Raw genomic sequence first — 17943 nt, 5'->3', positions numbered from 1 at the left:
AAGGTCATCATGAATTTTTAGTCTGAAGCCTGTTCTGTTACCGGCCGTTCCTCAGGTGCGTCCGGTAAAGTGGCCGAGTGCAGTGGTTTCCCTGATATTTGTCGGGCTAACAGGTAGAACACGGGAGTCATAAACAAGCCAAAAAGGGTGACGCCAAGCATTCCAGAGAATACCGATATCCCGATAGCCTGACGCATTTCAGCGCCTGCTCCATGCGATACCATCAGGGGGATTACACCCATGATGAAAGCCAGAGAGGTCATCAGAATAGGACGCAGCCTGAGACGGCATGCTTCCTTCACTGCGTCACAGGCAGACTTACCTGAAAGTTCAAGTTCACGGGCAAATTCAACGATAAGAATGGCATTTTTAGATGCCAGCCCGACCAGGACGATAAATCCAATTTGCGTAAAGATATTATTGTCCCCATGAGTGAGCCACACCCCGGTAAGTGCAGAAAGGATACTCATTGGAACAATCATAATGACAGCCAAAGGGAGCGTAAGGCTTTCATACTGGGCAGCCAGCACCAGGAATACCAGGAATACACAGAGTGGGAAAATCCAGACGGCACTGTTGCCTGCAAGAATTTGCTGGTAGGTCAGGTCTGTCCACTCATACTCTACGCCGGGTGGTAGCGTTTTCTTTGCTATACGTTCAATCTCTTCCATCGCCTGACTTGAAGAATAGCCCGGAGCAGGCGCGCCACTAAGATCGACCGCTGTAAAACCATTATAACGGGTAACCAGCTCAGGACCGTGTGTCGGCTCAATACGGGCTATGGCAGACAGCGGTACCATATTGCCATCGGCATTTCGGGTCTGTAGTTTCAGTATATCCTCCGGGGTTGCCCTGAACTCTGCGTCAGCCTGCATTCTTACCTGATATACACGACCTATTATATTGAAATCATTTACGTAATATGAGCCAAGATAGGTTTGTAATGTCTCAGTGATATCACTGATGTTCACCCCAAGTTGTTTGGCGCGATTACGGTCAATATCGACATTAATTTGTGGAAAATTATTCTGGTACGTTGAAAAAAGTGGCGTCAGCACAGGTGATTTAGCTGCTTCTGCCTGAAAGCGTCGAAGTACTTCGGCCATTCCGTCGTAACCGATATTTCCTCTGTCTTCAAGCTGCAATTTGAATCCCCCCAGGGAACCCAGACCCATAACGGGTGGTGCCGGGAAAACGGCCGCAAAATCTGCGCCGGGAAGTGACCGATATCTGGCATTCAGAGAGGCGGCAACATCATCTGCGCTGATGCCTGGCCGTTGCTCAAAAGGCTTGAGGAGGACAAATGTCAGACCGGAACCAGGGCTTGTGGTGGTGCCGTTTACAGACAATCCAGCATAAGAAGATGTGGAAGATACTCCTGGCTCACTTCGTGCTATTTCATTCATTTTTTCCAGTACCCGGTCTGTTCTGGACAATGATGCGCCAGCAGGAAGCTGCACAAAACTGATAAGGTATTCCTTATCCTGAGCAGGGATAAACCCCCCGGGAACAGACCTGCCCAGGAACAGCGTGATTGCCAGCAGAATGCCATAAATCACCATAATCAGAATCTTGCGCTGGCCAAGCGCGCCAACACCTTTTTCATATCGCCTGGCACTACTGTTGAACAGGCGGTTGAAAACCGTAAAGAACCGTCCACAACTACGATGCATAATGCGCGTAAGCCAGTCGCTGTCTGAATCACGTGGCTTCAGCAGCATGGCAGAGAGAGCCGGTGAGAGCGTAAGGGAGTTAATAGCGGAGATAATTGTTGAAACTGCTATTGTCACTGCAAACTGCTGATAAAACCTTCCGGTCAGGCCACTCATAAAAGCCAGCGGAACAAATACGGCACTCAGCGTCAGCGCGATCGCAATAATGGGACTACTGACTTCCTGCATAGCCTTGCAGGCGGCATGATATGGCGTCATGCCTCTTTCTATGTTTCTTTCTACATTTTCAACAACAACAATGGCATCATCAACGACAATGCCAATAGCCAGGACGAGGCCAAAAAGGCTCAGGGCATTGATTGAAAACCCAAAAAGGTACAGAAATGCCATTGTGCCGGTTATCGAAACGGGAACAGCCAGCAGAGGAATGATTGATGCTCGCCAGGTCTGGAGGAAAAGAAAAACAACCAGTACCACGAGGAGTATGGCCTCAAAAAGAGTATGAAGCACAGCTTCTATACCCGCCCTGACTGATTTGGTTGGATTATAAACTATCTGGTAATCCAGTCCTTCAGGGAACTGTTTTTTCAGATCGTTCATTGTGCGACTTACTTGTGAGGCAATTTCCAGAGCATTTGCGCCCGGAGACTCCTGTATGGCCAGCGCTACCGCAGGCTTTTTATCCAGGTAAGTACGCATGGCATAATTTTCAGCGGCCAGTTCAATACGGGCGACATCCTTCAATAATGTCGTTCTGGTATCCTGTCGGGCATGGAGCACAATGTTGCCAAATTCTTCAGCCGTTTTAAGCCGACCGCTGGCATTAACTGACAACTGTAACGGTGTTTCTTCTGCCATAGGGGCTGCGCCAACGCTTCCCACTGGTGACTGGGCGTTTTGTTCACGGATAGCAGAGGCGACATCTGATGTCGTCAGTCCGCGAGCAGCCATAGCATCAGGATTAAGCCAGATTCGCATCGCGTAACCACCGGGGCCCCATACTGATACCTGGCCAACTCCCTCAATACGCGAGAGCTGGTCTTTGATGTTACGTATGGCGTAATTACTGATGTAATTATCGTTATATCTGCCATCAGGCGATATCATATGAACGGCAAGTGTGATATTCGGCGAGCTTTTATTCGTTGTGACACCCAGTCGCTGGACATCTTCAGGTAACCGGGGCAGAGCCTGCGACACCCGGTTCTGCACCCATTGCTGAGCCTGATCGGGATCTGTGCCCAGTTTGAAGGTCACTGTCAGATAGAGATTGCCATCCTCATTTGAAAGTGACTGCATATACAGCATATTCTCTACGCCGTTCACAGTTTCCTCAATTGGAGCTGCAACCGTCTGTGCAATCGTGGTGGCATTGGCTCCAGGATACTGGGCATGAACGATAACGGATGGGGGGACAACCGGTGGGTATTCCGATACCGGTAGACGAAATATGGCGATAATCCCTGCCAGAATGAACAACGCAGACAGTACTCCAGCAAAAACCGGCCTGTCGATAAAGAATTTTGATACTTTCATGATGACTTATTTCCTTCCCGGGATTTTGAAGAAGGGGATTCATCTTTGCTGACAACGACTGTTTCACCGGGGCTGACCAACTGCGCCCCACCGGAAATAACTCTGTCACCCTTATTGAGGCCTTTTTTCACAACAATCAGTTCCCCCTGTTTGTTTCCCAGTTCGAGGGGGCGATATTCAACTTTGTCATTGTTTCCGACTACCAGAACATAGCGTCTGTCCTGGTCGGTGCGGATCAGTGTCTGATCAATCAATACTGCTGTATAAGATCTGCTTGCCTGGAGTCTGACCCGGGCCTGTAAACCGGGAAGCAACCTTGATGATGGATTATCAAGAAGTGCGCGCATCCTGATAGTGCCGGTTTCAGTACTGAGATGATTATCCACAGAATGAAGAATGGCTTTATGTGGATAATCTTTTTCATCGGCCAGTCCTACCAGCACTTCAGGTTTGTCTTTATTTGAAAGCTTGTCGATATAATTAAGATAGGTTCGTTCATCCGCATTAAAAGCGACATACAAGGGATCAAGAGCAACAATGGATGCAAGAACTGGACTGTCAATACCGGCTGCGACCAGATTACCGACTGTCAGTTCTGCTCTGGAAATACGGCCAGTTACCGGTGCGGTGATCCGGGTATAGCTTTCGCTGAGCCTGGCGCTCTCGACCTCAGCTTCGGCAATCTCCCTGGCTGCTTTCGATTCCCGAGCGGCATTGTTCAGAACGTCATAATCGCGCTGTGAGATAGCATGGGTCCCGATAAGTTTTTTACCCCGGGACAGATCCAGCAATGCCAAGTCCTGCTTCGCTTTTGCCTGCGCGTATGCTGCACGAGCCCGGGCCAGTTCAGTCTTATAAGGGGCTGGATCGATAATAAATAAAATATCGCCTTTCCTGACCAACTGACCATCCCTGAACTTAACATCCACAATCGAGCCTGTAACTTTTGAACGTACAGTGACCTCATCGGTGGCTTCCAGTTTTCCCGAGAATTCGACCCAGTCGTTTACCGTATGAACAACTGCGGACGTAGTTCGCACCGTTTTAAAGTTTGATGTCTCAAGTGCATACGCGCCGGGTATGACGCTCTGTTTTGAAAGGAACAGCCCGATTACAGCCAGTGTACCGGTTAAGCACAACATGCGACGTTTGAACGATACAGTCATAAATCATTCCAAAAATCATGTGGTTATAAAGGTAAAGTTAAGTTGTTTGTTGGCCCCTACATGTCACAGCGTTTACCTGCGTTACTTTGTGATGTGCGCGCACCATAAGACGTTGCAAACTCGCATCGGAAAGATAAACTCATGTAACTTTACAAGGGACGTGAGTTAGCTTATCACATGAAACCATGAAAGTTACATGATATTTTGCGTGTGATGTTTTCAATTCCGTTAAAGTGAATGCAATCTTTCACGAGAAAGTTGTTTTTATTTGCTATTTAATCAGTCTTGATAACAATCCGGTTTTACCGGGAGAATGAGTGGGGCTGGGAAGCAAACACAGTAATGTTCACGTCAAGTTAATAGCCGAGTACCTTCTCGCCCTAAACCAGCAGCGTGTTCGATACGTCAGGAGCCTGATCTGCATCTCTTAGAGTTTTCCTTTGTCGGCTGTTTTAAGACTATGGAATGTTCTGTAGAGAACATCCGCAAAGAGGCTATAGCCTTTTTCAAAAGCAAATACCCTACAGGAGTCATTACTCCTTCGCAGTCATGGGATTTAAACTAAAAAAAACCATATCAATTGACGCCGATATGGGGTTGATTTGTTACGCCAGATAGTTCATGAACTATCTGGCGTAATGCTTTATTTTCTGATAAGGAAATATGGTGGAACGTAGGCTTCACGGCATATATCCAGATAATCGGACCACCACTGCATCATCGCCTTGCGGGCTTCCAGATGTTCTGCCTTGTGAATATAAGCCATGCGCACGGTATTGCGCTCCTGATGACTCATCTGGCGTTCTACTGCGTCCTTTGACCATAAACCCGATTCCATCAGCGCACTGCATGCCATCGCCCGAAAGCCGTGGCCACAGATATCCTTTTTTGTGTCGTAGCCCATAACCCGCAATGCCTTGTTGACCGTGTTTTCACACATTGGCTTATACGGGTTATGGTCGCCGGGGAAGACCAGTTCATTATTACCGGTGATATCTTTAATCTGTTTCAGAATGGCGATGACATGTTCTGAGAGGGGGACGATATGCGGCATTCGCATTTTGGCCCCGCGCCCGGAATAACGCACGCCAATAATGGGTTCTCGCGTCGCGGGTATCGTCCAGACCCGGTTTGTGAAATCAATCTCTGACCAGCGGGCGAAACGCAGTTCACTGGAGCGAATGAACACATGCAGCATCAGCAGGACGGCAAGCCGGGTAAGTTCGCGGCCCTGATGATATGCCTCAATACGTTCAAGCAGTTCAGGCAGTCGCTCCAGTGGCAGGGCAGGATAGTGCCGTCTGACAGGAGGTGTGGTCACGCCGCCAAGGTTTGCTGCCGGGTTCGTATCGATTAACCCCTGATGGACCGCATGGCGCATTATGTTACTCAGGTGCTGCCGCGTGCGGGACGCAACTTCCAGCAGACCTTTTTCCTCGATCCCTTTAAGCAGGTCAATGAAATGACGGGGTTTAAGTTCTGATACAGGCAGGTTCCCGATAACCGGAAAGATGTGATTGTTCAGGCTGGCAAGCAGACGGTCAGCGGTGTTCTGCGACCATTTCCGGTTACTTTTATGCCACGCCAGCGCCACGTTTTTAAAAACTTTATCCGGTGTTCGTGAGCCACGTTCAGCAGCCCGCTGCTGTACCGGGTTGATATTCAGCGCCAGCATTTTACGGACACCTTCACGCTGCTGTCGCGCATCAGAGAGGGAGACGGCAGGATAGGCACCCAGCGCAATGCGGGATTCTTTACCGTTAATACGGTACTTGAGATACCAGTGACGTGAGCCACCCGGTTTGACCAGCAGATACAGACCGTGGGAATCGGAGACTTTAAAGGGTTTATCAGAAGGCTTGAGAGTGCGGATTTTCGCGTCGGTAAGGGACATATGGGGGTCACTCCATTATCGAACTAACCTGACCCCAGATTTGACCACCAATTTTTCCCGATGCGGAGGGTAAAATCAAAATGCACCGGGAAGAATTTTCACGCTAACCTGTTGAACTAACATCATATAATGATTCGCAAGGATGCATGAAAACAGGAAATTGGCTCCTCTGACTGGACTCGAACCAGTGACATACGGATTAACAGTCCGCCGTTCTACCGACTGAACTACAGAGGAATCGTGTGAACGGGGCGCATATTATCGACCTGCGTACGCCTTGTCAAAGGATGGATCGCCGACTTTGAACTGTTTGCTGACAAAACCAGCAAAGTGATGTTTTTGCCAACGGAATGCACCATTATTGTGCAGATATACCCCGAATGGGGCAGATCGGAAACCGTTGTCCCCGTCTCAAAACAGGCACTAGTGATTGGCTTTCCTTATTTTCAGCCGCTTAGCAGAGACATACACCCGCTGCAAAAAACTGGCATCCATATTGCAAAACCTGTTTAACAACACAGCCGTTACCGGCACGCTATTTTCGAACAGGGGGCAACATGAACTTAAGACGACTGAAATACTTCGTAAAAATCGTCGATATCGGCAGCCTGACCCAGGCGGCTGAAGTGCTGCATATCGCGCAGCCTGCGCTGAGCCAGCAGGTCGCGACTCTGGAAGGCGAAATGGACCAGCAACTGTTGATCCGCACCAAGCGCGGCGTAACGCCTACCGAAGCGGGAAAAATTTTATATACCCATGCCCGCACGATCCTGCGTCAGTGTGAACAGGCGCAGCTGGCCGTGCACAATGTGGGTCAGACCCTGAGCGGCCATGTCTCCATTGGCCTGGCGCCGGGAACGGCCGCATCGTCTGTCACCATGCCGCTGCTTCAGGCGGTGCGCGCGGAGCTACCGGAAGTGCTGGTTTATCTGCATGAGAACAGTGGTTCCGTGCTCAATGACAAACTGCTCAACGGTCAGCTGGATATGGCGGTGCTGTACGATCGCTCCCCGGTTGCCGGGATCACCAGCCAGCCGCTGCTGAAGGAAGATCTTTACCTGGTCGGTACCCGTGATTGTCCCGGTCAGAGCATTGATTTAACCGCTGTGGCAGAGATGAACCTGTTCCTGCCGCGCGACTACAGTGCCGTGCGCGTGCGCGTTGACGAAGCGTTCTCGCTGCGCCGTCTGACGGCGAAGATTATCGGCGAGATTGATTCCATCTCCACGCTGACTGCCGCCATTGCCAGCGGCATGGGTGTAACGGTTCTGCCCGAGTCTGCCGCACGTTCACTGTGCAGCGCGGCGAACGGCTGGATGGCCCGCATCACCACGCCATCCATGAGCTTACCGCTGTCGTTGAATATGTCCGCGCGCGGCTCCCTGTCACCGCAGGCGCAGGCGGTGAAAGAGATCCTGATGTCTCTGGTCAGTAAGCCGTCGCTGGAAAATCGCGAGCTGCAACTCGTCAGCTGATATTCCAAATAAGCATAAGATGCTGGTTTTTATTATTTGTTCTCCAGCCCGCCTGACTCTAACAATAGCCTTATGTCAGATGCGCCGGAGTGAATTGTGAATTTCCAGCAACTTAAAATTATTCGTGAGGCGGCCAGGCGGGATTACAACCTGACCGAAGTCGCCAATATGCTTTACACCTCTCAGTCGGGCGTCAGCCGACATATCCGCGAGCTGGAGGAGGAGTTAGGCATTGAAATTTTTATCCGTCGCGGCAAGCGCCTGCTGGGTATGACCGAGCCAGGCAAGGCATTGCTGACCATCGCTGAGCGCATTCTCAACGAGGCCAGCAACGTTCGTCGGCTGGCGGATCTCTTTACCAACGACGCTTCCGGTGTGCTGACTATCGCCACCACCCATACACAGGCGCGTTACAGCCTTCCGACGGTTATCAAAGCATTTCGTGAGATCTTCCCGGACGTACGTCTCGAACTGATCCAGGGCACGCCGCAGGAAATTGAAGTGCTGCTGCATAACGGTGGGGCCGATATCGGTATCGCCAGTGAACGGCTGAGCAATGACCCGCTGCTGGTGGCGTTCCCGTGGTTCCGCTGGCACCACAGCCTGCTATTACCCGCCGAACACCCGCTGAACCAGGTTTCACCGTTGACGCTGGAAGAGATCGTCAAATGGCCGCTTATCACCTACCGGCAGGGCATTACCGGGCGTTCGCGCATAGATGAAGCGTTCAAGCGTAAAGGGCTCACGCCGGACGTGGTGCTGAGCGCGCAGGATTCCGACGTGATCAAAACCTACGTCGAGTTAGGGCTGGGGATTGGCCTGGTGGCCGAGCAGTCTGGCGGAGAATATGAGGCTGGTAATCTGGTGCGTCTGGATACGCGTCATCTGTTCGATGCGAACACCGTCTGGCTCGGGCTGAAGCGCGGGCAGCTTCAGCGTAACTATGTGTGGCGTTTTATCGAGCTGTGCAATGCGGGGCTCTCCGTAGATGAGATCAAACGCCAGGTGATGGAGCCGGAAGAAGTGGCGATTGATTATCAGATTTAACTACGCGTTTGCCCGGGTGCGCTGCGCTTTCCGGGCTTGTATTCCCCCTTCACCCTGTTTCTCCTTTATTTCTGAAGACGGCTTCCATATTTTGCATCCTTAACCTGCATACCAGCCAATCTGTCTGCATAATCGGCACTATAGTTTTGCATCTATATAGTTTTTGATCTATGTTGTACAAGGAGGTCCCGTGTGGGCGATTAAAACTACGGACAGGTTTGACGACTGGTTCACCTCATTAAACGATAGCGAGAGAGCCAGCGTACTGGCCGCGCTACTTGTTTTGCAGGAGAGGGGACCGGGTCTGTCCAGACCGTATGCCGATACGCTGAAAGGCTCCCGCCACAGCAACATGAAAGAGTTGCGTATTCAGAGTAAGGGTGATCCGCTGAGGGCATTTTTCGCTTTCGATCCGAACCGTACGGGTATTGTACTGTGTGCGGGCAATAAGGACGGTAATGAAAGGCGATTTTACGATGAGATGCTTCTCGTTGCGGATCGGGAATACACTCGCTGGCTGAACACATTAAAAGAGAGGAATTAACGCGATGGGCAGAACCCTGGAGCAGCTTATTGCAGATGAAAAACCTGAGGTTGTTGCCAGCGCACAGGCAATGGCAACGGATATTTTGCTCAATATCCATCTGGCCGAGTTACGTGAAAAAGTGCAAAAAACGCAGGTAGATATGGCCAGGGCGTTGGGTATTAAACAACCTACTGTCGCCGTCATGGAAAAGGCAGGACGCGATATTAAGCTTTCTTCTTTGAAACGCTACGTTGAGGCCGCCGGAGGGAAGCTACGGCTGGATGTAGAACTACCCGATGGTTCTCATTACGAGTTTGTGTTGTAACCCACAAAAGCAAAAAGCCTGCTCTAAAAGCAGGCTTTTCAAATTTGGCTCCTCTGACTGGACTCGAACCAGTGACATACGGATTAACAGTCCGCCGTTCTACCGACTGAACTACAGAGGAATCGTGTGAACGAGGCGCATATTATCGACCTGCGTGCGCCTTGTCAAAGGGGAAAACACCGTTTTTGTTCGTTTGCCGAGAATTTCAGCAAACCGATGATTTAATAGCAAATTTGCTTTCAAATTGCACAGCAAAATGCGCCGCCCGCAGGCGGCGCGCAGGATCAGAACAGAACGGAGTAGTTCAGACCAAACGTACGTCCACGGCCTTTATAAGTATAAAGACCCGGTGAGCCATAGGTTGGGCTATACAGCCCCGGTGCGCGCTGGCCCCAGGCGGTGGTGTAGTCTTTGTCCAGCAGGTTTTCCACGCTGAAGCTGACTTTGCCCACCGGCAGGGCGTAGCTGCCCAGGAAATCAACGGTGTTATAGCCATCAATCTTCTTACCGTCGGCGTCAGACACGTCGAAGGTTTGTGTGCTCTGCACGCGCAGGGCCCAGTCGCCCGGCGCCCAGTTAACCCATGCGCTGGCTTTAGACGGGCTGGCGCTGTCGACCGTCAGCTTCTCCCATTTCCCGTTTTCACGCGTTTCGGACTTAATGGCGTTAAAGTTCGCCCCGGTGCTCCAGTCGCTGTCGGTGAAGAAATAGTCCACCTGGCCTTCAACCCCATAGATACGACGTTTATCGTCCTCCAGGTTGATGGTCATGTCGCTCTTGTTGATGGTGATGGTTTTATCCGAGAGCGAGTAGTAGGCCGCCACCTGGGTACGCAGGTTATCGCCGGTGAAGCGCCAGCCCAGCTCGTAAGCATTGACCTTAATACCGTCCAGCGTTGAGTCGTTCACGTTGACGCTGTTTTGCAGGCGATAGTGACCATCGACCAGCTGATAGGTGCCGGAGCCGTAGTACTTCGCCAGGTCCGGGATCTCGAAGCCCTGGGAGAAGTTAAACCACAGCTGCTGCTGTTCGGTAAGACGTCCAAGGATCCCGGCGTTAAACAGGAAGTTGTTGTAGTCGGTTTTCCCGCCCGGCACCGCGTCAGCGGAGGTCGCTTTGCCCGTGGCGATTGCCTGCTGCTGGGCGTAGCCGACAAAATCGTCCACCTTGTTTTCGGTGTACTGGTAACGCACGCCGCCGCTGAGGGTGATGGCGTCAATGTCATAGCTGGCTTGCAGGAACGGCGCGAGGTTGGTAATGCTGTAACCCGGATAACGGCCCACGTTGTAGGCATTGTCCAGCTCCATGCCGCCGCTCGCCGCCGCTTTGCTCAAGTCAAAGAACTGCTGGTTGGCATCGAACGTTTCATGATCGGCGTCTACACCCCAGGTGAGGGTCAGGTCGTCTATCGGCTTGCTGTTCAGCGTCAGCTTGCCGCCGTAAAAATCGGTTTTCTGCTGGGACGCGCCAATGCTGGTCACCGCGCCTTTGCTCAGCGTCGGGAACGGGTAGTAGGTCAGGCTCTCGTCACGGTAGTAAATCTGCGCAACCAGATCCTGACCCCAGAAATCGGTGTTCGAGTATTGCAGGTTGATCAGGTGACGCTCTGTGCCCGGGATACGGTCAGAGTTCAGGTTATCTTTATTATAGGCTTTGGCATCGCCCGTGACCGCAGCGAAATTCTCCCCAAGGAACAGGCCGTGCTTGCCGTCGGATTCGCTCTTGTAGTACTGCGTGGTTAACTGGAGCTGCTGATGATCGTCGATGTTGATGGTGCCTGTCCCCATCACGTCGATACGGTCGGAATACTGCAAGCCGGTCTGGGTGTTATCGATAATCACCTCGTCGCCGTTGCCGTCATACCAGCCGCCGTAGCGCTGATAGGAGACCGACAGACGGCCAGAGGCGTTGTCATTGCCGCCGCTCACGGCTGCGGAGACGTTCTCATCATGGTCGTTATGGCTGTTAAACCCGCTTTTTGCCCCGGTCTGGAACTCCACTTCGGTCTCCGGCTGGCCTTTTTTGGTGACGATGTTCACCAGACCGCCGGTACTGCCGCCGCCGTACAGCGAGGTGGCGCCGGAAATGACTTCGATACGGTCAATGTTGAACGGATCGATAGAGTCGAGCTGGCGGCTGTCGCTGCGGGAAGAGTTCAGACGTACGCCGTCCACCATCACCATCATGGAGCGACCGCGCAGGTTCATGCCGTAGTTGGTACGTCCCTGGCTGCTGACGTCCATGCCGGGGATCAGCTGGGCCAGCACGTCTTTAATCTCTTTCCCGCCCTGAACCTGCTGCTCAATTTCCGCCCGCTCAATAACCCAGGTGGTTTGCGCCATCTCTGCCACGCTGCGATGTGCCCGGCTGGCGGAGACCACAATATCTTCTTCCTTTTGTTCTTCCGCCCACGCAGAGGTAGAAAGCATGGCAAGCAAGCACGGATTTAAAACCCAAAGATGAGAACGTTTCATTGTTATGTTGATCCTGAATGTGTGTGTCAGTACTCGGTGGTCTTCATTAATGATTTAAAAACCTGGCTGCTCTCCGGGCTGGTGGTGCTCCGCCAGTGGATCACGCCGGGGGTGGTTGCCAGCTCAAACGGCTCGTCATCGTGAGCGCGATTCAAAATTCGCGCCGCGCGCCAGGCCATCAGGCTGAGCTGGGGTTCGGCAATACCGAGACGGTGCATCCCGGCATTGACGGCAAACAGGCGGTTGCTCTGCGGGCCGTCCCATTCAAGGGTGAAATCGTTGTTGATGCAGAAGGCTTCATTCTCATCCAGACGCAGTCGGGAAGAGAGCGGGGCGAGAAACGCGGGCTGCACGGCGCGGTAGCCGGTGGCGAAAATCACCACGTCGCTCTCCAGCTGTTCGCGCCCGCCGTCCAGGTGATGCTGGATGCTGAGGCGATGTCCGGTTTCCTGGCGCGTCAGCGCCGTCACCGAGCGGGACGGCATCAGATGCGCCCAGGGTTTTTCGCGCAGCACTTCGAAGCGGTGATACATGGCGCGATAGATGGCCAGCAGCGACTCCGTGGTGATCCCGTCGGAGGTCATCTTCTGCTCCTGCAACATCTGACGTCGGGCGTCGTCACCAAGGGTCGAGAAGCTGTCCACGTACTCCGGCGTGAAATACTCATTGGCAAACGCGGCTTCATCCAGCGCGTTGTAGTTGTTGCGGCGCGACACCCAGTTGAGGCTCAGCGGCTGCCCCCACTCCCCACGGAAGATATTTAAAAACAGATCCGCACCGCTCTGGCCGCCGCCGACGACAGTGACGCGCTTGCCCGCTAAATCCGGCGTGCGCAGCATCATTTCGCTGGCGTGGAAGCAGGTGTCGTCCTGCGCGGTGACGCAGTCTGGGAGATTGATCTGCTTCCCAATCCCCACGCAGACGTGGCGCGCCAGGAAGCGATCCCGCTGGGTCACGACCTCAAACAGGCCGTTTTGCTCATCAAAGCTGACCTGCTGTACCTGCTGGCTGAAGGCCAGGTTAGTGAGGTTATCCGCCGCCCAGCACAGGTAGTCGGCAAACTCCTCGCGCGACACGGTGCGCTGCTCGGTGGTGAGGAAACGGTAGAACTTTTTGCGCTGTACCAGATAGTTCAGGAAGCTGTGGCGGTTGGTAGGCTCCACGGCGCTGACCAGATCCTTCAGGAAGCTGGTCTGCATATGGCAGTCCGGCACCATCATCCCCGGGTGCCAGGAGAAGTGCGGCTTGCGTTCAAGAAACAGCGAGCTAAAACCGTCCAGCCCCTCTGCCAGCGCGGCAATACTGAGGTTGAACGGACCGATACCAATGCCGATGAAATCATAGGTTTTCATTGCGCTGACTCCTGGGAGACCAGAAAAAGAGGGTTATCAAGATCGCAGACGTAGTTCGGCAGCATGCGACTGCCGCCGTCGTGTTCAGAGAAGGTCAGTTTGACCGGGTTGAGGATCACGCGAATAATCTGCGGCTTAAACAGGTCGAATTTGGCGAAGCGCGCCGCAAGATCCGGATGGGCGGCCATATAGCGACGTAACACCAGCGCCAGGATCTGATAGAAGCGGGTTTCGCTCACGCCGCATTGCAGGGTGAGGCGGGATATAAAGCGCAGCACCGTGACAAAGTTGCCGGTTTGCAGGTCGTGGATGATGTAATCCGCGCTGAGGCGCGCCGTCACCGCTTTTACCTGCTCCGGCAGGCTCTGCGCCTGCGGGAAATCTTCATCCACCAGGCGCATGTCGCCCTGGAAATCCTTCAGCAAAATGCGCTGCGGAACGTAATCTTTCATCACCAGCGTGACGTTCTGGCCGTGGGCGATGAGCGCCACCCCGTAGCGACAGAGCAGGTGGTAGAAGGGGATCACCGTCGCCTCAAACAGCTTTTCCAGCCATGCGTCAGCGGTTAACCCCGAGCGTTTGATCCACGCGTCAATCAGCGGGCGCCCCTGGTTATCGGTTTCCATCAGCGCCGCCATCAGCACCGCCTGTTCGCCATCCTGTAAATAGCAGGATGGGTTCTCGCGCCAGATCACCCCCAGCATCTCCTGATAGCGGTACGGCGCCTCAGGCAATGCGGCATAACCCGGATGCGACAGATATCCGGCTGCGGGTTCGCCAAGCACCTGCGCCCCGGAGTGAATCAGCGTGGCATCGCTGGCGAACTGCTGCTGTAGCCAGCGCGAGGCCAGCGGACCGGCGGCGATATACTTGCCCGGAATACCGCGATAGCAGGAGGTGTTGTAGATAGTCAGCGGCAGCTTGATGTCATACGGCGCGCGACGGCTGGCGTTGGTCAGCGTGCGCAGGGACTGCTGCGCCAGATACTCATCGCCGAACTCACCCAGCTCTACCATCTCACCGCGCGCGAGCTGCGCCAGGAAATGAATGGCAATTTTTTGCTGCCACTGCCACGGGTGCAGCGGCACCGGCAGCCAGCTGTCGTCCAGATCCAGCTCCTGCCAGCGGGCGTCGAACCGCTCGCGCTCGGCATCGTCCATGGCGCTGGAGAGCAGGGCGTTAATATCGCAATCGGCGTCGCTGCTCCAGACCAGACGCTCGCGCTGCACGGCGACCCAGTGCAGGCGGAAACGCCCGCGATATTCCGGCGCGTACAGGCGCAGGGCATCCAGCCCCCAGCCGCGGCGTCCCTTGTTGAAAATAAACTTCGGGTGACCGCGCATCAGGCACTGTAGTTCGTCCGGGTCGAGGTGGATCAGCGCATCGGCATCCAGCGTTTCACGCGCCTGCAACAGCTGCATGTCACCCCGCAGCGTGGCGTAGAGATCTTCCATGTGCTCCGCCGTTTGCGCGTCGCTCATCTCCAGCACGGTGGCCAGTTGCAGCAGCGCGTTTTCCGCTTCGACCGCCGCGCCGCTGGTGGTGGTCAGGGTATCAGGGTCAATATGCAGCCAGCCCCATATCCCACGCGTGGCGCGAAACTGCCAGCACGCGTTGCCCATACTGATGCGCCAGTTGTCCGCCGAAACCGGCTCGGCGCGCAGGGTGCGTTCATATTCCAGTTCGGCGAGGATCTTCGCCACCATCTCGCGGTTCACTTTCTGCCAGAGTGCGTTCACAGTTCCACCTCGTGGAAGAAGCGGTGACGCTCGCTCATGATCAGACGGGAGCGTTTGTGCGGGAAGTCGAACTCTTTCACCGTGTCGAAACCGGCGGACGCCAGATGGCGGAACAGACGCTGGTTGTCGAAGCGCGGCTCGGCGACAATGCGCGTGGTGCGCGGTTCATCGAGATACAGATAGTGGCTCAGGCCGCGCAGCCAGCTGCGGATGTATTGCGCGCCGCGCCAGTTTTCTTCACCCACCAGCATGTGCAGCCCGCGGTCAAAGGGCTGCCAGCGGTAGTGGCGGCCAATGCGATCTTCTGCCGCCCAGTAGAGTTCAAAATAGCCGAACGGCTGGTCATCGAAGCAGCCGATAACCGGGTAGCAGTACGTCGAATCAAGCTGGCGGCGCAGGTAGTTTTCCTGCTCGGCCTGCGGTCCCGCCATCTCCCAGAAGGCATTTACGCGCGGGTTATTCATCCAGCGGGTAAAGCGCTCGCCGTCCAGCGCCACGTCCGCCACGCGGAAGCTCAGGGTGCGCTTAATCTGCGGATCGTAACGGCGGTACACCTCGCTCTGCGGGCGGTGAGGGCGCAGCGGGACGTACAGCTGACGGCTTTCGTCAAACTGCATTCCGCCGCTCGCCTGCGGACGTTCGCCTTTCAGCCACAGCGGCAGCTGCCAGAAAATTTCACGCGCCAGATAATCCCCGTGAACGAGGCTAAACAGCGCCTGCGCCTGAGGTTCATCCTGCCAGGCTGCCCACGGCAGGGTAATGCCGGTCAGGGCGGGCGCGGCAACAAACAGCTGGTCGAGGGCGTCCACCAGCCAGCCGTCCGGGAGCCCGGTCAGCCGCTCCAGCACCGCGCTGCCGTCGAGACCCAGCGTCAGCGGCAGGTTTTGTTCCGTGGCCGTGCAGCGAAAGCCGTAGCCGGAATGGACGATATTCGCGTTTGCCATCACGCCTTCTCCTTATAAAACGGGTTGCTAAAGTCGAAATAGATCACCGCCGGATCGACGATGGTGTTTTCGTTGCGATCGTGCAGATAGCAGAAAAAGTTGCCTTTGCAGTTCCAGGTCGGGCTGTCGAGCACGTAATCGAGGCAGCGGGTCTGCTTCGCCGTCGTGCGCAGTTCCGCCAGCGCGTCACGCACGCGGGACATCAGGTTCTCTTCGCTGTCGAAGCCGGCGGCGGCGAGCGCGGCGGTGACGGCAAGGGTAGAGTTCAGCAGCAGGTAATAAGGGAAGTAGCGCAGCAGCTGGCTCTCACCGAAGCGGTTTTCCACCTCGGTTTCGCCCGACTCTTTCAGCCACGCGTCGGCCTCTTCGGTCCAGGCGCTGCCCTGGCAGTCGCGGTAGATAAGCCCGACGGGGAAATCCTGCTGCATCTCAACGAGGATATTTTGCTGGTGCGCCAGCAGGACCAGACCGTAGTCCGCCTCGGCGCTGAACAGCGGAAGCAATACCCGGTCGCAGTAGGCGTCCAGCCAGCAGCGCGCGGCCTGGGCGAGCGGGAGATCCAGACGCTGGCTCAGACGACGCACCGCCGCGGCGAGCAGGCTGTCGCCGCCGTCCGGCGCGGCCTGGGTCAGGCTCACCAGCACGTTGGTTTGCGTTTCAGGAGTATCGAACAGCAGGTTGACGCGCAGGGCCATCAGGCTCTCTTCCTGAACGACGCCGTGCTCATCGCACAGCCCCGCCCAGCCGTCCTCCTGCATCACGCGCATGGTCGGGTAGCGCGCCTGAAGTTCCTGCCAGCGTGCCGTTTTCGCCAGCCGCGCCAGGCGCATGCCGCGCTTAACCTCTTTCACCGACAGCGTGCGCACGGAGTTGGTCAGCCGCACGCTCAGGGAAAACTTAATCATGTCGCTGTTGGTTTCGCTGTACAGCGAGCGGGAAGAGCTGGTGGGCAGCCATTGCGCACCGGCTTCGCCCAGATCGCGCAGGGCGCCTTTTTCTACCAGACGCTGGCACCAGTCCTGCTCCAGCAGATAGTCGGCCTGCCACGGGTGCATCGGCAGCAGCCAGCAGGTGTCGGTGAAGTGACCGAGAAGGGCCGGCGCGCTCTGCGCTGCAAAGCGCAGCAGACGTTCCCGCAGGGAGACATTCAGGCTGTCGCCGGTAATCAGCTCATGCTCAACCGCAAACCAGCGCAGCGGGAAGCGGGAGGCGAAATCCGGCAGATAGCGACGCGCCTCGGCCTCGTTAAACGGCTCGTGCGACTTTGGGGCAGGATGAAAAGCATGGCCGACCAGCAGCGCCTGTTCCGCTTCGGCAAACGTCAGCGGCTTATCGCGCAGGTTTGCCCAGTTGTGGCGTAAATCAATGGCCTGCCAGGTGTGCGTATGGCTTTCCAGGACGCGCTGCTTAAAGCGAGCCAGCGTATCGGCATCCAGCTCGCCTTTTACCGTCTCTTTTTGAATAATAAAATCAATCAGTTGATGAAATGTGACCGTGTCACCGCCGTCGCTGTCGGCCTGAATCAGCGTTGCCGGAAAACGATACTGGTGATGCTGCGTGGGGGAGAAATAGCGTACCGGAACCCGAATGGCCTGGGTTGGTGAGAGCGGGATATGAATCTGTGATAACTCATCCGCACGGGTTGCGGGAAGATAATGCCAGTCCTTCGTTTCGCGCAGCAGCGCGTTCAAAAAACACTGGGCCGCAACATCTGTACCGGCGGAGCGGGGCAGAGTACGCATAGTTGTACCTCATTCCATGACTGATAATAATTCTCGTTATGATATTCATT

Annotated in this window: 12 protein-coding genes and 2 tRNA genes; 4 read left to right on the top strand and 10 right to left on the bottom strand. The window is 54.8% G+C overall.

Going from position 1 to position 17943, the window contains the following annotated elements:
- Positions 1–17 precede the first annotated feature (17 nt).
- The 4 genes from RS584_RS13615 to RS584_RS13600 all read right to left on the bottom strand — a co-directional run bounded on the left by RS584_RS13615 (position 18) and on the right by RS584_RS13600 (position 6506).
- Positions 18–3209, bottom strand: a complete 3192-nt coding sequence (locus tag RS584_RS13615) for a multidrug efflux RND transporter permease subunit (protein ID WP_315748044.1) — start codon at positions 3207–3209, stop codon at positions 18–20.
- Positions 3206–4375, bottom strand: a complete 1170-nt coding sequence (locus RS584_RS13610; protein WP_104876748.1) for an efflux RND transporter periplasmic adaptor subunit — start codon at positions 4373–4375, stop codon at positions 3206–3208. Before RS584_RS13610 ends, RS584_RS13615 begins: the two co-directional genes overlap by 4 nt.
- A 643-nt stretch (positions 4376–5018) precedes the next feature.
- Entirely contained in the window at positions 5019–6269 is a 1251-nt protein-coding gene (locus RS584_RS13605) for a tyrosine-type recombinase/integrase (protein WP_044173424.1), read from the bottom strand.
- A gap of 161 nt (positions 6270–6430) precedes the next feature.
- Positions 6431–6506 (bottom strand) — tRNA-Asn (locus tag RS584_RS13600).
- Positions 6507–6826: 320 nt separating this feature from the next.
- On the opposite strand from RS584_RS13600, the gene nac reads away from it, so the two are divergent.
- From nac to RS584_RS13580, 4 genes are all read left to right on the top strand, one after another.
- The gene (gene nac, locus RS584_RS13595) at positions 6827–7744 is read left to right on the top strand and encodes a nitrogen assimilation transcriptional regulator NAC (RefSeq protein ID WP_003859531.1); all 918 of its coding nucleotides are present in this window, start codon (positions 6827–6829) and stop codon (positions 7742–7744) included.
- Positions 7745–7840: 96 nt separating this feature from the next.
- Positions 7841–8791 carry an HTH-type transcriptional regulator Cbl gene (gene cbl / locus RS584_RS13590; protein WP_017383311.1) on the top strand — a complete coding sequence of 317 codons (951 nt, stop codon included), beginning with the start codon at positions 7841–7843 and terminating at the stop codon, positions 8789–8791.
- 190 nt (positions 8792–8981) lie between these two features.
- Positions 8982–9335 (top strand): type II toxin-antitoxin system RelE/ParE family toxin, encoded by a 354-nt coding sequence (locus RS584_RS13585; RefSeq protein ID WP_193042600.1) that lies wholly within the window; start codon positions 8982–8984, stop codon positions 9333–9335.
- 4 nt (positions 9336–9339) lie between these two features.
- Complete coding sequence (locus RS584_RS13580) at positions 9340–9642, top strand: helix-turn-helix domain-containing protein (RefSeq protein ID WP_017383313.1); 303 nt, start codon at positions 9340–9342, stop codon at positions 9640–9642.
- Between the two features lie 45 nt (positions 9643–9687).
- Here the strand turns inward: RS584_RS13580 and RS584_RS13575 are convergent.
- From RS584_RS13575 to RS584_RS13550, 6 genes are all read right to left on the bottom strand, one after another.
- A tRNA-Asn gene (locus RS584_RS13575) sits at positions 9688–9763 on the bottom strand.
- Between the two features lie 163 nt (positions 9764–9926).
- Positions 9927–12116 carry a TonB-dependent siderophore receptor gene (locus tag RS584_RS13570; RefSeq protein ID WP_023303946.1) on the bottom strand — a complete coding sequence of 730 codons (2190 nt, stop codon included), beginning with the start codon at positions 12114–12116 and terminating at the stop codon, positions 9927–9929.
- A 26-nt stretch (positions 12117–12142) separates the two neighbouring features.
- Positions 12143–13468 (bottom strand): lysine N(6)-hydroxylase/L-ornithine N(5)-oxygenase family protein, encoded by a 1326-nt coding sequence (locus RS584_RS13565; RefSeq protein ID WP_017383315.1) that lies wholly within the window; start codon positions 13466–13468, stop codon positions 12143–12145.
- A complete protein-coding gene (gene iucC / locus RS584_RS13560; RefSeq protein ID WP_047063113.1) occupies positions 13465–15207 on the bottom strand; it encodes an IucA/IucC family protein in 1743 nt (580 codons plus the stop codon). Before iucC ends, RS584_RS13565 begins: the two co-directional genes overlap by 4 nt.
- Positions 15204–16151 (bottom strand): GNAT family N-acetyltransferase, encoded by a 948-nt coding sequence (locus RS584_RS13555; protein ID WP_315748042.1) that lies wholly within the window; start codon positions 16149–16151, stop codon positions 15204–15206. Before RS584_RS13555 ends, iucC begins: the two co-directional genes overlap by 4 nt.
- Entirely contained in the window at positions 16151–17893 is a 1743-nt protein-coding gene (locus tag RS584_RS13550) for an IucA/IucC family protein (RefSeq protein ID WP_315748041.1), read from the bottom strand. The genes RS584_RS13555 and RS584_RS13550 overlap by 1 nt, the downstream gene beginning before the upstream one ends.
- Between the last annotated feature and the right edge of the window lie 50 nt (positions 17894–17943).

Source organism: Enterobacter sp. DTU_2021_1002640_1_SI_PRY_ASU_LCPMC_013 (assembly GCF_032389435.1).
GTDB classification, from domain to species: domain Bacteria; phylum Pseudomonadota; class Gammaproteobacteria; order Enterobacterales; family Enterobacteriaceae; genus Enterobacter; species Enterobacter hormaechei_C.
Note: the sequence above shows the minus strand (reverse complement) of the source record. Positions and strands in the feature narration are given on the sequence as shown.

What these genes read in the sequence shown, in the direction of transcription:
- RS584_RS13615 (WP_315748044.1), bottom strand. Translation starts at nt 3,209, where the DNA reads ATGAAAGTATCAAAATTCTTTATCGACAGGCCGGTTTTTGCTGGAGTA.
- RS584_RS13610 (WP_104876748.1), bottom strand. Translation starts at nt 4,375, where the DNA reads ATGACTGTATCGTTCAAACGTCGCATGTTGTGCTTAACCGGTACACTG.
- RS584_RS13605 (WP_044173424.1), bottom strand. Translation starts at nt 6,269, where the DNA reads ATGTCCCTTACCGACGCGAAAATCCGCACTCTCAAGCCTTCTGATAAA.
- nac (WP_003859531.1), top strand. Translation starts at nt 6,827, where the DNA reads ATGAACTTAAGACGACTGAAATACTTCGTAAAAATCGTCGATATCGGC.
- RS584_RS13580 (WP_017383313.1), top strand. Translation starts at nt 9,340, where the DNA reads ATGGGCAGAACCCTGGAGCAGCTTATTGCAGATGAAAAACCTGAGGTT.
- RS584_RS13570 (WP_023303946.1), bottom strand. Translation starts at nt 12,116, where the DNA reads ATGAAACGTTCTCATCTTTGGGTTTTAAATCCGTGCTTGCTTGCCATG.
- RS584_RS13565 (WP_017383315.1), bottom strand. Translation starts at nt 13,468, where the DNA reads ATGAAAACCTATGATTTCATCGGCATTGGTATCGGTCCGTTCAACCTC.
- RS584_RS13555 (WP_315748042.1), bottom strand. Translation starts at nt 16,151, where the DNA reads ATGGCAAACGCGAATATCGTCCATTCCGGCTACGGCTTTCGCTGCACG.
- RS584_RS13550 (WP_315748041.1), bottom strand. Translation starts at nt 17,893, where the DNA reads ATGCGTACTCTGCCCCGCTCCGCCGGTACAGATGTTGCGGCCCAGTGT.